The 15,657-nt window shown below is 65.9% G+C and carries 15 protein-coding genes; 12 read left to right on the top strand and 3 right to left on the bottom strand.

All coding sequences use genetic code 11. The features are described 5' to 3' along the window. Window positions 1-245: 245 nt before the first annotated feature. Genes QYH69_RS31570 through QYH69_RS31560 form a run of 3 tightly spaced genes read left to right on the top strand, consistent with a single transcriptional unit; the run spans window position 246 to window position 4,569 of the window. The gene (locus QYH69_RS31570) at window positions 246-1,730 is read left to right on the top strand and encodes a cytochrome c (protein ID WP_308835596.1); all 1,485 of its coding nucleotides are present in this window, start codon (window positions 246-248) and stop codon (window positions 1,728-1,730) included. After that, complete coding sequence (locus QYH69_RS31565; RefSeq protein ID WP_075157959.1) at window positions 1,727-2,212, top strand: (2Fe-2S)-binding protein; 486 nt, start codon at window positions 1,727-1,729, stop codon at window positions 2,210-2,212. Before QYH69_RS31570 ends, QYH69_RS31565 begins: the two co-directional genes overlap by 4 nt. 26 nt (window positions 2,213-2,238) lie before the next feature. Continuing rightward, window positions 2,239-4,569, top strand: coding sequence for a molybdopterin cofactor-binding domain-containing protein (locus QYH69_RS31560; RefSeq protein WP_308835610.1), 2,331 nt, complete (start codon window positions 2,239-2,241; stop codon window positions 4,567-4,569). Window positions 4,570-4,631: 62 nt separating this feature from the next. On the opposite strand, the gene QYH69_RS31555 is transcribed toward QYH69_RS31560, so the two are convergent. The 3 genes from QYH69_RS31555 to QYH69_RS31545 form a co-directional block, all read right to left on the bottom strand. Further along, window positions 4,632-5,276, bottom strand: coding sequence for a hypothetical protein (locus QYH69_RS31555; RefSeq protein ID WP_308835595.1), 645 nt, complete (start codon window positions 5,274-5,276; stop codon window positions 4,632-4,634). A gap of 108 nt (window positions 5,277-5,384) precedes the next feature. Further along, complete coding sequence (locus QYH69_RS31550) at window positions 5,385-5,792, bottom strand: hypothetical protein (RefSeq protein WP_308835594.1); 408 nt, start codon at window positions 5,790-5,792, stop codon at window positions 5,385-5,387. Window positions 5,793-5,848: 56 nt separating this feature from the next. Next, window positions 5,849-6,289, bottom strand: a complete 441-nt coding sequence (locus QYH69_RS31545; protein ID WP_308835593.1) for a hypothetical protein — start codon at window positions 6,287-6,289, stop codon at window positions 5,849-5,851. Window positions 6,290-6,461: 172 nt separating this feature from the next. Between QYH69_RS31545 and QYH69_RS31540 the strand changes: the two genes are divergently transcribed. The 9 genes from QYH69_RS31540 to QYH69_RS31500 all read left to right on the top strand — a co-directional run bounded on the left by QYH69_RS31540 (window position 6,462) and on the right by QYH69_RS31500 (window position 15,535). Further along, window positions 6,462-7,451 (top strand): sugar-binding transcriptional regulator, encoded by a 990-nt coding sequence (locus tag QYH69_RS31540; protein WP_308835592.1) that lies wholly within the window; start codon window positions 6,462-6,464, stop codon window positions 7,449-7,451. A gap of 237 nt (window positions 7,452-7,688) precedes the next feature. Beyond that, on the top strand, window positions 7,689-9,020 hold the full coding sequence (locus QYH69_RS31535) for a homoserine dehydrogenase (protein ID WP_308835591.1): 1,332 nt from the start codon (window positions 7,689-7,691) through the stop codon (window positions 9,018-9,020). Between the two features lie 55 nt (window positions 9,021-9,075). Next, a complete protein-coding gene (locus tag QYH69_RS31530) occupies window positions 9,076-10,254 on the top strand; it encodes a thiamine pyrophosphate-dependent dehydrogenase E1 component subunit alpha (protein WP_308835589.1) in 1,179 nt (392 codons plus the stop codon). Continuing rightward, complete coding sequence (locus QYH69_RS31525; RefSeq protein WP_308835588.1) at window positions 10,251-11,285, top strand: alpha-ketoacid dehydrogenase subunit beta; 1,035 nt, start codon at window positions 10,251-10,253, stop codon at window positions 11,283-11,285. Before QYH69_RS31530 ends, QYH69_RS31525 begins: the two co-directional genes overlap by 4 nt. A gap of 1 nt (window position 11,286) precedes the next feature. Continuing rightward, window positions 11,287-12,636: an acetoin dehydrogenase dihydrolipoyllysine-residue acetyltransferase subunit gene (locus QYH69_RS31520; protein WP_308835587.1), complete on the top strand. Its 1,350-nt coding sequence runs from the start codon at window positions 11,287-11,289 to the stop codon at window positions 12,634-12,636. Between the two features lie 334 nt (window positions 12,637-12,970). After that, on the top strand, window positions 12,971-13,384 hold the full coding sequence (locus QYH69_RS31515) for a transcriptional regulator GutM (protein ID WP_308835586.1): 414 nt from the start codon (window positions 12,971-12,973) through the stop codon (window positions 13,382-13,384). Window positions 13,385-13,478: 94 nt separating this feature from the next. Further along, on the top strand, window positions 13,479-14,033 hold the full coding sequence (locus QYH69_RS31510) for a PTS glucitol/sorbitol transporter subunit IIC (RefSeq protein WP_075157952.1): 555 nt from the start codon (window positions 13,479-13,481) through the stop codon (window positions 14,031-14,033). Between the two features lie 39 nt (window positions 14,034-14,072). Next, on the top strand, window positions 14,073-15,131 hold the full coding sequence (locus QYH69_RS31505) for a PTS glucitol/sorbitol transporter subunit IIB (protein WP_308835585.1): 1,059 nt from the start codon (window positions 14,073-14,075) through the stop codon (window positions 15,129-15,131). Between the two features lie 26 nt (window positions 15,132-15,157). Then, complete coding sequence (locus QYH69_RS31500; protein ID WP_308835584.1) at window positions 15,158-15,535, top strand: PTS glucitol/sorbitol transporter subunit IIA; 378 nt, start codon at window positions 15,158-15,160, stop codon at window positions 15,533-15,535. Window positions 15,536-15,657 lie beyond the last annotated feature (122 nt).

Raw genomic sequence — 15,657 nt, 5'->3', positions numbered from 1 at the left:
TCGTGCGGGACTCGCGGCGACTATCGTCGCCAATTCCGCGCAAGGCGGCTATCGCTTCAGGTGGACCGCGCGCGATGCGCGTCGAGCAGCTTTTGTCCGGCCGATGCATCATACGACTCGACTGCGGACCGGACCGCCGGACCCGTAACCGGAATCAACAGAGGGACATGCGCGCAACGGCGTTGCGATAAGGCTCGCTGAAAGGATGAGCCTGTATCGTCGATGGTGCCACGTCTGGAGGTCGAATGAGAGGAAAGATCGTCTTCGTCGCTATCGTGCTTGCGGTTGCCGCCGGGCTGTCGCGCGCATGGGAGCCCGCGATCGATCCGGCCACGGCGCCGCCCGCGCATGCGGCCGATACTGCACAGATCGCGCGCGGCGCGCGTCTCGCGGCGCTCGGCGACTGCATCGTCTGCCATACCTCGGCGCACGGCAAACCTTACGCGGGCGGACGTCCGCTGCAGACGCCTTTCGGCACGATCTACGCGACCAACATCACGCCGGACCCGCAAACCGGCATCGGCGACTGGACGCTCGATGCGTTCACGCGCGCGATGCGCGACGGCGTATCGCGCGACGGGCATCTGCTGTATCCGGCGTTTCCGTATCCGCACTTCACGCATATGACCGCGACGGATATCGCCGACCTCTATGCGTTCATGATGTCGCGCGCGCCCGTGCATGCGGCCGCGCCGCCGAACCGGCTCGTGTTCCCGCTGAATTTCCGGCCGCTCGTTGCGGGCTGGAACATGCTTTATCTGCGGCGCGGGCCGCAGCGCGCCGCAGCGGCGCCGGCCGTCGCGCCCGCCATTTCGTCGGCAGTGGTCGGTGCGGATGCGGCTGCGTCGATGCCGGCTTCGATGGCTGCCACCGTAGCTGCCACCGAACCCGCGCCGGTGCCGGCTCCGGCGGGCGCCGCCGCATCGGCCCCGGCCACCGATGCCGGCGTCGCGGATAAGGCCGATAGCGCCTACGCGGTGCAATGGCAGCTCGGCCGTTATCTCGTCGACGGCGTCGCGCATTGCGCCGCGTGCCATACGCCGCTCAACCGGCTCGGCGCCGAAAAGCGCGACGCGCCTTTTGCGGGCGGCACGCTCGAAGGCTGGGACGCGCCCGCGTTGACGAAGCTTTGGCAAGCGCCGACGCCGTGGACGCATGCGCAACTCGTCGCCTATCTGCGCACCGGGTTTGCGAGCGAGCACGGCGCGGCGGCCGGACCGATGCTGCCTGTCACGCAGTCGCTCGCGAAGGCGCCGCTCGAAGATGCCGAAGCAATCGCAACCTACGTGATGTCGCTGCAAACGCGCGCGGGCGTGAGCAACGCGACAACCGCTGCGGCTACGACCGCGCATCGGCAGCCTGTCGAACTCGAGGCACTCGCGCCGCCGGCGGCGCTCGCGAACGGCGCGACGCTGTTCAATGCGGCGTGCGTGTCGTGCCACAGCACCGTCGCGCCGATGACGACGCATGGCGAGCGTCCATCGCTCGCGCAAGGTACGGCGGTCAATGCGGATAGCCCGCGCAACGCGGTGCGGATGATTCTCGACGGCATCGGCTGGCACGGCAGCGCCGCCGCGCATTTCATGCCGCCGTTCGCGCAGACCTTCACCGACGCGCAGATCGCCGACCTTGCGAACTACACGCGCGCGCGTTTCAGCGCGCACGCGCCGTGGCCGGGCCTCGATGCCGCCGCGGTCGCGCGTATCAGAAAGGAGACCGCTGAACCATGATGACGCTGACCGTCAACAACGTCCGTCACGACATCGATGTCGACCCGTCGACACCGCTGCTCTACGTGCTGCGCAACCAGTTGCAACTGAATGGCGCGAAGTACGGGTGCGGGCTCGGGCAGTGCGGCGCGTGCACGGTGATCGTCGGCGACGAGCCGGTGTTTTCGTGTCTGCTGCCGGTCGCCGCATGCAACGGGCGCGCCGTGCGCACGGTCGAGGGGCTCGGCAGCATCGAGCACCCAGGGCCGCTGCAGCGCGCGTTTATCGATCAGCAGGCTGCGCAATGCGGCTACTGCATCGCGGGGATGATGATGCGCGCGCAGGCGCTGCTCGAACGTGTCGATGCGCCAACTGACGAACAGATTCGCGAGCATATGCAGCCGAATCTGTGCCGCTGCGGCACGCATATGCGGATCGTCGCGGCGATCCGGCAAGCGGCATCGAACATGAGCGGGCAGCATCGGGTGGAGAGCCAGTCATGAACGATGACGCAGCAGGCGGCATCGATATGGAACACGATATTGCGCAGAACGGCGCGCAAGACACGGCGTGTGAGACCGACATCGACGCCGGCCGCCGCCGCTTCCTGACCGCCGGCGCATTGCTCGTCGGCTTCACGCTGCTGCCGCGGCCGCGCGATGCGCTGGCGCAGAGCACCACCACCGAAGCCGGCACGTTCACCGCGCTCGCGCCGAAGCTGCCGGGCAGCCTGAAGACGACGCCGCAGCTCGACGCATGGATTCGCATCGACACGGCGGGCAAGGTCACGGTGTGCACGGGCAAGGCCGAACTCGGCACCGGCATTCGCACCGCGTTTTTGCAGCTTGCCGCCGAGCAGCTCGACATCGAGCCGCAGTCGATCACGCTGATTACCGCCGACACCGGAGAAACGCCGAACGAAGGTTATACGGCCGGCAGCCATTCGGTCGCCGACAGCGGCACCGCCATCTTCAACGCGGCGGCGCAGGTGCGCGCACTGCTGCTGCAGACGGCGGCCGCCCAGCTGCATGTCGATGCGTCGACGCTGACCACGCAAGCCGGCCAGATCGTCGCAGCCGACGGCCGCCGTCTGTCGTATGGCGATGCGGTAAGCGGCACGAATCTGCATCGGAGCGCGCAGCCGGGCGTGCCGTTGAAGCCGCCCGCGCAGTTCCATGTGGTCGGCCATACGCTGCCGCGCGTCGATATTCCGGGCAAGGTGACGGGCGGCCCGAGCTACATCCAGGACATGCGCATGCCGCAGATGGTGCACGCGCGCGTCGTGCGCCCGCCCGCGTACGGCGCGACGCTGGCCGCGCTCGACACGGCGCCAGTCGAGCGCTTGCCAGGCGTACTCAAGGTAGTGCGCGACGGCAACTATCTCGCTGTCGTCACGGTGGACGAATGGCAGGCGATCGTCGCGATGCGCGAGTTAATGGCGGCCGCGCAGTGGCAGGCAGGGCCGGCGTTGCCCGATCCGTCGACGATCCACGAAACGCTGATGAAGCTGCCCGCGCAGGAAATCAAAGTCGCGGATCAGAGCGGCGCTGCGGCGCCGGCCGCGCATACGGTCGATGTACGCTACAGCAAGCCGTATATGACGCACGGCTCGATCGGCCCGTCATGCGCGCTCGCCCGTTTCGAAGATGGATCGCTGACCGTGTGGTCGCACACGCAAGGCGTTTTTCCGCTGCGCGCGGGGCTCGCGGAAATGCTGTCGCTGCCGAAGGCGCGGGTGCGTTGCATCCATGTGGAAGGTTCGGGATGCTACGGTCACAACGCCGCCGACGACGTGGCCGCCGACGCCGCGCTGATCGCGCGCGCGGTGCCGGGCCGCACGGTACGCGTGCAGCTGATGCGCGAGCAGGAGCACACGTGGGAGCCGTTCGGCCCCGCGATGACGACGCATGCGAGCGCATCGCTCGATGCGAACGGCACGATCGTCGACTGGCGTTACGAGCTGTGGAGCAACACGCATAACAACCGGATCGACAATGCGGGACGCCTGCTGCCTGCGCAGCTGCTCGCGCAGCCGTTCACACCGGCGCCGCCGAAGCCGATTCCGATGCCCGAAGGCGGCGGCGACCGCAACAGCATTCCGCTGTATCGCGTGCCGAACCTGCACGTGCAGAATCACTTCTTGCCGGACATGCCGATACGCGTATCGGCGATGCGCTCGCTCGGCGCGCATATGAACATCTTCGCGATCGAAAGCCTGATGGATGAACTCGCGCTCGTCGCGCAAGCGGATCCGGTCGAATTCCGTCTGAAGCATCTCGACGATCCGCGCGCACGCGACGTGATTCAACTTGCCGCGCAACGCTTCGGATGGCAGAGGCGCGTGCCGGCCGCGGCGCAATCGTCACACGCCGGTGCCGACGGTGCAGGCGGCGCAAGTCGCGGCGTCGGCTTCGCGTTCGCCAGGTACAAGAACCTGATGGCGTATTGCGCGATCGCGATGGAGATTACCGTCGACCGCGATACGGGCGGCGTCGCGATCGAACGCGCGGTCGCCGCGATCGACTGCGGGCAGATCGTGAATCCGGACGGCGTGCGCAATCAGGTGGAAGGCGGCATCCTGCAAACGACGAGCTGGACACTCTACGAACAGACGACCTTCGACATGCGCGGTATCACGAGCTACGACTGGAGCACGTATCCGATCATGCGCTTTTCGTCGGTGCCCAAGCGCGTCGAGGTGCATCTGATCGACCGGCCCGGATTGCCGTTCCTCGGCGTCGGCGAAGCGGCGCAGGGTCCGGCAGCGGGCGTGCTCGCAAATGCGATTGCCGATGCGACCGGCGCACGTATTCGCGACCTGCCGCTGGCCGGCGCGCGATTGAAGGCGGCGCTGGCGTAGGCGGAAGGCGGCGTTGCCGGTTGCGGAAAGCGCCGTTGCCGTAGGCGCCGGGCGCGAAAAGCTCAGACGGGCCGCACGCTCTTCAGCGGCCGCGCGGCGGCCGGCCGGTTCGCGACAAAGCCCGGCTCGCGCCAGTTCGGCTCGATGCCCATGAACTTGTCGAAGTACGCGATCGCAAGCGCCGGTTCCTCGACGAGATTCTCGCGAAACGACTGCCATACCGCGGGCTGCGCAAGTGCATCCGACGGCTCGATCGGGAAGCCGCATTCCTCGCGCAGCGTGCGCTTCAACATGCCGATACAGAAGTACGTGAGCATGTAGCCGGGCGGCCACCAGTGCGCGATATCGTCCGACGATGCCGGCGCGGCGCGCATGTCGCCGCTGGCCTGATCGACGACGTGCCCGAGCGGATTTTCCACGACCCGCACGGCATTTTCGAGCAGCAGATCGCGTAACAGCACGCCGTATGCGAACTGAAAAAAATCGCGCGGATTGCGCTGGCGATAATCGTCGTTGTGAGCGAGCGCATCGATCCATGCGAAGAAAGCCGCGGTGAACCGGCGGCTGTCGATTTCGATGCGGATACCGTGACGCGCGCCATATTCGTCGCAGCACTGCTGCAACAGCTGTCGGCATAGCGTCAATTTCTGCACGTGCTCCCATGTACGGGGCGGCTGCACGTGGCTGTTGCGCGGCGCCTGAAACATGCGCGGCTCCTTTGCGGGCAGATTGGCCCGGGTTCGGCGATCAGCAATGAGGCAAACGGCCAGGTAAATGATCAGGCAAACGACCAGGCAAACGATCGTGCGCGGCGATCAGCACAGATGCGTCACGATATGGGCGATTTCATCGGCGAGCGCACCGACGCGGTCGCGCTCTTTCAATGCAGTGCGCAGCGCCGTTTCGCGCGCGCCGATCACATCGGCGAAAAAGCGCAGCACCGCATCGGGCTCGGTGACGATGCCGTTCGGGCACGTTTCCCTGCACAGCGACGCGACCGTCAGCATCAGAAACACATACGCGTTCGGCTCGGTGACGAGCCACCAGGGCGCGCCGACATCGGGCAGCGTATCGAAGCGCGTGCTGCGGATCGGCTGCAGATCGATCAGCGATGCGGCGAGCTGCGCGCAGGGGCGCGCCAGCGCGCCCGGCGCCGCCGTGCCGCCGGCGAACGACGACTGGATCGAACGTTCGCGCGAACTCGCCAGCAAGTCGGAGGCCAAGCGGTCTTAGGAAGACAAAACATTCTACCAACTCCTTGGCTCACAGAACGACATGGCTACGATCCGACTTGCTTGGCGGCCGCGTAGTACGACATCGAGAATTTGCGCTGCGCCTTCGTGTCGCTGCTCGATGCGCCGAGATAAGTGGTCAGCGATGCCAACGGCACCGGCGACTTCCAGTGGTCCTGCAGCGGCGGCACCGCGTGGCCCGCGAACGATTCGGCGCTTTCGAGCAGATCGTCGGCGAGGTGCGCCACCGATTCAAGCGATAGCGAGGGAAGCGAGGAGAGCGGCGAGCGCGGCGAACGCTGTGACGTAAGCGGCGGGCGCCCGGCCGTAGTCTGCGCCGTTTGCGCTTCGCTCGAGTTTTCGCCGCGCAGCGGACCCGGCACATTGCGGGCCGCGTAGCGCAACTGCCGCGCACAATCCTTCAGGGCGATGCCGAGCTGATTGATGTCTCGCGAGAGTTGCTGCGGCAACAGCGATTTCGTCTCCATGGCTTTCCCGAAGAAAAACTCGTGTCGAACCCGATGTGAGACCCAGTGGCGCAGCGCTCCGCGCACTCTCGATGCCGAGCACAATGACTGAGCGTCAGCGATGAAACATTTGAAGTTAAGATAGCACAACTGTTCAGCACCGATGCCGACTTTTTAATGATAGGAGCCGAGCTTGCCGAAGGCGAATATTTCCGCGCCGAGCATGGAGAGCGACGAGCAGAATCCGACGCGGCGGTTGCGTTTGCGCGCTGCGTGGATGTACTACGTCGAGGAAATGACGCAGAGCGAAATCGCGCAGAAGCTCGGGGTCGGACGCGTAACGGTCGTGCGCCTGCTGGCGGCCGCGCGCGAACGCAATGAGGTGCAGATCACGATCGGCGACCGTCTTGCCGAATGCGTCGACGCCGAGCGTCAGCTCGAAACGCGCTTCAATCTTGGCGAGGCGATCGTCGTGCCGCTGTCCGCGCGCGGCGCCGATGCGACCGCGCCGATTGCCGCGGCGACGGGCGCGTACGTGTCCTCGCTCGTGCGTGCCGATATGCGCATCGGCGTCGGCTGGGGTCGTACGCTCGTGAGTTCGCTCGGCTTTATCGAGGAGCGCGCGGTCGACCGGCTCTCCATCGTCTCGCTGCTCGGCGGCATCATGAAGGCGCGCAAGTTCAATCCGGCCGAATTCGCGTGGCGGCTTGCCACACTGTTTCAGGCGGACTGCTATCTGATGACGGCGCCGCTGTTCGTCGATAGCGCGGCGACGCGTCAGACGCTGATCGAGCGCTGCGGGCTCGCCGATATTTTCGAACTCGCGAAATCGCTCGACGCGGTCGTGCTCGGCGCGGCCGGCACGAGCGCGGATCAGACCTCGCACCAATCGAAGTTCATTACGAACGCGGATCGTGCGTCGGTCGTGAAGGCCGGTGCGATCGGCGACGTGCTGTGCAATTTCTTCGACGCGAACGGCAGGCTCGTCGATCATCCGATCAACGAACGCGTGATGTCGGTGCCGCTCGACATCATCAAAAAAGTGCCGGTGCGCGTGCTCGCGGCGGGCGGCGCGGGCAAGGTTCATGCGCTCGCCGGCGCGTTGAAGCTGCTCAAGCCAACTGTTCTGATCACTGACGAATACACCGCGAAAGACGTGCTCAAGCTCGCGGGCGGCGCGTAACGCGCGTTTTCCTCGTTGTCCTTTCCGATCTTTTTTGCACTGCACCGTGCATGCGCGCGCGTTCGCCGCATGCACGGTTCGCGCGCGCCTTTTCCGCGCATCCAGGGGTAGTCCCGAGCGTTAGCCCGCGATTTTCGCAATGCGCGGCCTTGTCCCTTTCGTGAACATACTGCTAACATAAAATACAAAAGTGCCATCGCAAGAGCATTCGAAACCCTGCAGCAAGGAGACATGTTCATGCACAACATCACGCCGAGCGGCCTTGCCGCCGACCTCGAACAGCGCGCGGCAACCGGCCGGCCGATTCGCATCGGCCTGATCGGCAGCGGCGAAATGGGTACGGACATCGTCACGCAGGTGCGGCAGATGCATGGCCTTGCGATCGGCGCGATCGCCGATCTGCGCGTCGATGCCGCATGCGCGGCGGTGCGCGTCGCGAATGCCGCGGACACCGGCTATCGCGTGGTCGAAACGGCGAGTGTGCTCGCGCAGGCCATCGAAGCGGGCGACATCGCGATCACGCAGGATGCGCAGCTCGTCTGCACGAGCGACCTGATCGACGTCGTGATCGACGCGACGGGCAAGCCCGCGGTCGGCGCACAGATCGGCCTCGTGGCGATGGAGCACGGCAAGCATCTGGTGATGATGAACGTCGAAGCCGACGTGACGATCGGCGCGTATTTGCGGCGCGAGGCGCAGCGCCTTGGCGTCGTCTATTCGCTCGGCGCCGGCGACGAGCCGAGCTCGACGATCGAACTGATCCAGTTCGTCAGCGCGCTCGGTTATCCGGTCGTCGCCGCGGGCAAGGGCAAGAACAATCCGCTCAATATCGACGCGACACCCGATGCGTATCTCGAAGAAGCGCAGCGCCGCAACATGAACCCGCGCATGCTCGTCGAGTTCGTCGACGGCTCGAAAACCGCCGTGGAAATGGCCGCCATCGGCAACGCAACCGGCCTCGTGCCCGACGTGCCAGGCATGCATGGCCCGAGCGCGACGCTCGACGAGCTGCATCGCGTGCTGTGTCCGAAGGCCGATGGCGGGATCCTGTCGAGCAAAGGCGTGGTCGACTATACGATCGGCAAGGGCGTGGCGCCTGGCGTCTTCGTCGTCGCGGAGCTCGCGCATCCGCGGCTGCGCCAGCGCATGGCAGACCTGAAGCTCGGCAAGGGTCCGTACTACACGTTCTATCGGCCGTATCACCTGACGAGCCTCGAAGTGCCGCTCACGTGCGCGCGCTCGGTGCTGTACGGGCGCGCCGATATGGAGCCGCTGCCGGTGCCTGTCGTCGAAGTGTGCGCGGTTGCGAAGAAGGATTTGCGGCCGGGCGAACCGCTCGATGCGATCGGCGAATACACGTATCGCGCGTGGGCGATGACATCTGCCGATGCGCGTGCACAGCAGGCGGTGCCATGCGGTCTTATCGAACACGGTTCGGTTACGCAGCCGATCAGGCGCGGCGAACTGCTGACGTACCGCAATTGCGCGGTCGATGCCGCGTCGGCGATCGTCGCGCTGCGGCGCCGCCAGGACGAAATGGTGCACGGCGCTTCGGCCGTGGCAGCTTGACGCACGCGAGGCACGAGGCACGAGACGGGCCACGCGGCACGCGAAGGAGACGTTCATGCAGCAGGTAGCCGGGCAAGCAGCGGAACAACACGACGGGCAACACGACGTGCGGCAGGGCGAACAACAGGGCGAACAACAGGGCGAACAACAGGGCGAACAACAGGGCGAACAACGTGGCGAGCAAATAAAGGAGCGAACCGCCGGGCTTCCGCGCCCGGCTCCCGCGATCTATTGCCGCCACGATCCCGCAACGTTGCGCGACGCGTTGCGCAAGATGATTCTTGTGCGCCGTTTCGAGGAAAGCGCCGAGCAGGCTTATATGCGCGGCCTGATTCACGGCACGATGCATCTGTCGATCGGGCAGGAAGCGAGCGCGATTGCCGCGACGCTGCCGCTGACCGACGCCGACTACATCACGTCGACGCATCGCGGCCACGGCCACTGTATCGGCAAGGGCGCCGATCCGAAGCGGATGTTCGCCGAGTTCTTCGGCAAGGAGACCGGCTATTGCCGCGGGCGCGGCGGCTCGATGCATATCGCCGACGTGCAGCGCGGCAATCTCGGCGCGAACGGCATTGTCGGCGGCGGGCTGCCGATCGCCGTCGGTGCTGCGCTGTCGATTCGCCGCCAGCGTCGCGACTCGGTCGTCATGTGCTTTTTCGGCGATGGCGCGAACAACGAGGGCGCGTTTCACGAATCGCTGAATTTCGCGTCGATCTGGAAGCTGCCCGTGATTTTCGTCTGCGAGAACAACCGGTACGGGATGTCGATGCCGGTCGAGCGCTCCACGGCCGTGCCGCATATCGCGCAGCGCGCGGCCGCGTACGATATGCCCGGCGTGACCGTCGACGGCAATGCGTTTGCCGACGTGCTGGCCGCCAGCGAAGCGGCGGTCGCGCGAGCGCGCGGCGGCGCGGGGCCGAGTCTTGTCGAGTGCGAGACGTACCGGCTGCGCGGCCATTCGAAGAGCGACCGCGACCGCTACCGCACACGCGATGAAATCGACGAGTGGAGCGCGCGCGATCCGATTCCGCGCTTCGAGCAGGAGCTCATACGCTACGGCCTGCTCGATGCGGCACAAGCCGCTGCGATGCGCGCGGACGTCGAAGCGCAGATCGAAGAAGGCCTTGCGTTTGCGCAGGCGAGCCCGGCGCCGTCGCGCGCCGAGCTCACGCGCTACGTTTATACGCAGGCCGAACCCCGCATGCCGGGAACGGCGGGAGCCGCGCGATGAGCGCGAACACCGATGCGAACGCCGGGTTGAATACCGATGCGAACGTGCGTGAGCTGACCTATGCACAAGCGATTCAGGAAGGCATCGCGATCGCACTCGCGCGCGACGAGCGCGTGTTCGTGATGGGCGAGGATATCGGCGTGTACGGCGGCGCGTTTCAGGTGACCGGCGACCTCTATCAGCGTTTCGGCGCCGAGCGCGTGATCGATACGCCGATCTCCGAGCTGGGCGGTGCGGGTATCGCGGTCGGCGCCGCACTGACGGGCTCGCGGCCGATCTACGAATTCCAGTTCTCCGATTTCGCGACGCTCGCGATGGAGCAGATCGTCAACCAGGCGGCGAAGCTGCGCTTCATGCTCGGCGGCGAGGTATCGGTGCCGCTCGTGATGCGCTTTCCGGCCGGCTCCGGTACGGGCGCCGCCGCGCAGCACAGCCAGAGCCTCGAAGCGTGGTTCGCGCATGTGCCGGGCCTCAAGGTGATTCAGCCGAGTACGCCGCACGACGCGAAAGGGCTGCTGCTCGCCGCGCTCGACGACCCCGACCCGGTGATGATCTTCGAACACAAGCTGCTGTACAGAAGCAAAGGGCCGGTGCCCGAGGGCTATTACACCGAGCCGATCGGCAAGGCGGCGCTGCGCCGCGCGGGGCGCGACGTGACGATCGTCGCGACATCGGTGATGGCGATCCGCTCGCTCGAAGCGGCCGCGCAGCTCGAAGAAGAGGGCATCGACGCGGAAGTGATCGATTTGCGCAGCGTGCGGCCGATCGATCGCAATGCGATTGTCGATAGCGTGAAGAAGACCTCTCGCCTGATCTGCGTATATGAGGGCGTACAGCAGCTCGGCATCGGCGCGGAGATCGCGTCGATCGTCTGCGAGAGCGAGGCGTTCGATTATCTCGACGCGCCGGTCATACGCGTGGGCGGTGCCGACTGCCCGCTGCCGTATAACCCGGAACTCGAAAAAGCCGCCGTGCCGCAGGTCGGCGATATCGTCGCGGCCGCGCGCCGCAGCGTCGGCGGGAGACGTTGAGATGCCGACCGAAGTGATCCTGCCGCGCGTCGATATGGACATGACCGAAGGCATGATCGCCGCGTGGCATGTGCACGAAGGCGAAGCGGTGCGCGCGGGCGCGGTGATCTTCGAGATCGAGACGAGCAAGGCGACGATGGAAGTCGATGCGCCGGCAAGCGGCACGATCCGCCATATCAGCACGGCAGTCGGCGAGACGGTGCCCGTGGGTACGCCGATCGCATGGATCTATGCGGACGGCGAGGCGGTGGCGGACCTCGCGGGGGCGCAGGCGCCCGCTGCGGCGCTTGCGCAGGACGCGGATAGTGGCGACGACGCGGGCGGTGCGGCGCATGACGCAGCGCCGGTCGCGCATGCGGTGAGCGCGGATACCGCGAGTGCGCATGTCGCGTCGGCGCCGTCTTCCGCGCCGGCGGTCCCGGTCGATATGCGCGCCGTCGCGGGCCGCTTGCGCGCGACGCCTGCCGCACGGCGCCTTGCGCGCGAACGTGGCCTCGATCTGCATGGCATCGCCGGCTCCGGGCCGCTCGGCCGCATCGGCGCAAGCGATGTGCCACGCGAGCGCGCTGCGCCTTTGCACGGCGTCTGGCTGCGCGAAGGCACGGGCGACCCGCTCGTGCTATTGCATGGCTTTGCGGCGGAGCTCAACAGCTGGCGCCCGTTCTGCCATGCGTTCGAGCGTGCCGCTCCGGCGGGGCCCGGCGTGCTCGCGCTCGATCTGCCCGCGCACGGCAAGTCGGCCGCGCAGCGCGCCGGCACACTCGACGACATCGTCGCCGCCGTCGACGCAACGCTGGCTGCCGCGCACATCACGCATTGCCATCTGGCCGGTCATTCGTTCGGCGGTGCAATCTCGCTCGCGACCGCGGCCTGTGGTTCGCTCGCGCAGACAAGGATCCGTTCGCTGACGCTCATCGCGCCCGCGGGCCTCGGACCCGACAGCAACGCCGCGTTTTTGCACGGCATCACGCAGGCGTCGCGGCGCGCGAGCTTTGCGGCATGGCTCAAGGAACTGTTCGCCGACCCCGTACAGATGGACCAGATGTTTGTCGCGACTGCCGAACAACAGTTGGGCGATGCGCACGTCCGGGCGCGCCTCGCCGCGCTGGCCGATACTTTTTTTCCCGACGGCGCACAAAGCCTCGATCTGCGCGGCGTGCTTGCCGCGCTGTCGATACCGGTGCGCGTGATCTGGGGCCTGCAGGATCGCATTCTGCCCGCGCGGCACGCGCGGGGTCTGCCGGGCCGCGTTGCAGTGCATCGATTCGCGCGCGTCGGGCATCTGCCGCACATCGAGGCGCGCGACGACGTCGCCGCGATCGTGGCGCAGAACATCGCGAGTGCAAGCTGAAGCAGCGAATCGAAAAACAATGCATCAAGAAACGCGTGTACTCGACGCGCGATTAGGGTGACAATGCAACCGATCAATAAAAGACAGACCAACTGACGGAAAGCGCGATAGAAATCGCTACTGGCTAAGCGCTGCTAAGCGCTACTGGCTAATCGCGCTTGGTAAAGCGGATAAAGCCGCTTGAAAGACCGACTCGCGTTTTCCCCAATTCAGTTGAGTTTGAACAATTGTATTATTAGGAGAGCATGATGTTCATGCTCCGCGTCTGTGTGTGAATCGCGCGGCGTGCGAATACGTCGCGGCCTTCCGGTCATCGGTCGCGCGGAACACATGCATGAAGAGCCGGGAGACGACAATGGACTATGTGCGTGGCGCGTTGCTCGCTTTAGCCGTGTTCTGGGCGTTGCAAGTGGTGGCGTCGTGGTTTCAGATGCGCCGCTACGGCGATGCATTGCGTCGCACGGCGGGCCGCTGGACTAGCGGTTTTCTCGGCGTCGGCGCATGCAAGGTCCGATTCGGGCGTGGCGCGATTGCGATCGTCGTGCTCGACAGCGCGCTCACGGTCCGCGAATTTCTGAGCATGTCCGGTATGACCGTCTTCAGCCGGTTTCGTCAGCACGACGGATTTTCCGGCCTCGCCATCGATGAATTCCGTATGCGGCTCGCAGGCTCCGGTTTGCGCCGCAGTATCGTGATCGCTGCGTCGGATGCGCTCGAGCGCGCGCAGCGCACGGCGCAACCGGCCTGAGGTTTCGCCCGTCCACAGCCATATCGTCCGGTTCCGTCCGCAACCATGACGACGGAGCTTTTCGCGCATCAGCTGGACCACTGGGAGAGTCGCCGTGATCGTTCTCGACTGGCTTACGCACTTCGCCGAAGCGTTCATCGGCGTGTTCAACGCGGGCGGCAAGGTGTTCATCGGTTTCGTCACCGGCATCCTGCCGACACTGATCGTGCTGCTGACCGCCGTCTATACGCTGATCGCGCTGATCGGCGAGCACCGCGTTCAGGGTCTTGCGCGTTTCTTTTCGAAGAACGTGATCACGCGCTATACGCTGCTGCCGCTGCTTGCGATGTTCTTTCTGACAAACCCGATGGCCTACACGTTCGGCGTGTTTCTCGAAGAGAAGCACAAGCCTGCGTTCTACGATTCGGCCGTTTCGTTGTGCCACCCGATTACCGGGCTCTTTCCGCATTGCAACCCCGGTGAACTGTTCGTCTGGCTCGGCGTGGCCGCGGGGCTGACCAAGCTCGCCGAAACGCACCCGTTGCCGTTTTCGATTCCCAAACTTGCGCTGTTCTACCTGATCGTGGGCCTCGTCGTGAACCTCTTCAAGGGCATGCTCACCGAGGTCATCACGCGGCTTATCGCGCGCCGCGAAAACATCAAGCTGTGATTGCCCGCCGATCACCGGGACACGAAAGGGGACAACGCAATGGACACGAGAGCTTATCGGACCGTCAAGGTCGTGCATGGGCCGAACGGCTGGGGCGGCCCGATCTTCGTTCAGCCGACGCCGGAGCACAACAAGATCGTCGCGGTGACGGGCGGCAAGATTCCTGAACTCGCGACGCGTCTTGCCGAACTGACCGGCGCGACCGTCGTCGACGGATTTCGCAATCCGCCGCTCGAGTCGGAAATGGCGGCCGTCGTGATCGACTGCGGCGGCACGGCGCGTTGCGGCGTCTATCCGCGCAAACGCATCCCGACCATCAACCTGACGCCGGTCGGTCAGTCGGGGCCGCTTGCGCAGTTCATCACCGAAGACGTGTACGTATCGGGCGTGCTGCCCGAAAACCTGTCCGTGGTCGAACGCGAAGCAGGCGAGGCTGCGCCGGCGCCCGAGGCGGGCGGCCCTGCCAGCCCCGGCGATGCGCTCGCGATGCCGGCGGCCGGCGGCGCGGGAGCGGCTGTCGTCGCGCCGCCGGGCATCGGAGGGCAGCCCGGCGGTGCGGAAAGCCGCGGCATCGTCGGGCTCATCACCTCGATCGGGCGCGTGATGGGCGGTGTCGTCAATGTGCTGTTCAACAGCGGCCGCAAGGCGATCGACACGGTGATCCGCAACGTGCTGCCGTTCATGGCCTTCGTGACGATGCTGATCGGCATCATCAACGCAACCGGTATCGGCAACGGTCTCGCGCATCTGCTCGAGCCGCTCGCGGGCAATATCGTCGGCCTCGTCGTGCTGTCGGCGATATGCGGGCTGCCGTTTCTGTCGCCGGTGCTGGGCCCGGGTGCGGTGATCGCGCAGGTGATCGGCGCGGCGATCATCGGGCCCGCGATCGGCAACGGCACGATTCCGCCGCAAATGGCGCTGCCGGCGCTGTTCGCCTACGACACGCAGGTCGGTTGCGATTTCGTGCCGGTCGGCATGGCGCTCGGCGAAGCGAAGCCGGAGACGATCCGCGTCGGCGTGCCCGCGGTGCTGATCAGCCGGCAGATCATGGGACCGGTTTCGGTGCTGATTGCATGGGCAGCGAGTTTCGCGCTGTGAGCGACGACCTTCTCTGGAAACGGACTATGCACTACTACAAAACGGTGATTTCCGAAGTGGGCCCGGAAGTGCCGGAACTGCTCGAAGGCGGCGTGCTGATCCTGTACGCGGATGGCGCGCCCCCCGAGCTGGCCGAAGTGTCGGTGCTGCATCGTGTCGAAGCTGCGCAGCAGCAGGCGCCGCAAGCGGGCTCGACGCTGCGCATCGGCGCGATCAGCGCGTCCGTTACCGCGGTGGGCCCAGGCGCATGGAACAAGGTCAGCGAACTCGGTCACGTCGTGATCAATTTCAATGGCGCGAACGAAGCGCAGCGGCCCGGCGAGATCTGCGCGCAGCCGGTCGACGCGGGCGAACTGCTCGCGTGCATGAAACGCGGCACGGTGATCGAGATCGCGGATCGCTGAGCGGGATGCGCATGCCGCGAGCGCCGGCCTCGCAGACGAGCGGCCGGCGCTTATCGCCCGTCGCAAGCTTGCGTCAATCGTCCGTGCCGTGAGCTCACGGCACGTCAGACGGGAAGGTGAAG

The organism is Paraburkholderia sp. SARCC-3016 (assembly GCF_031119615.1).
Classification (GTDB): domain Bacteria; phylum Pseudomonadota; class Gammaproteobacteria; order Burkholderiales; family Burkholderiaceae; genus Paraburkholderia.
The sequence above is the reverse complement of the archived record's forward strand: the minus strand, read 5'-3'. Positions and strand labels throughout refer to the sequence as shown.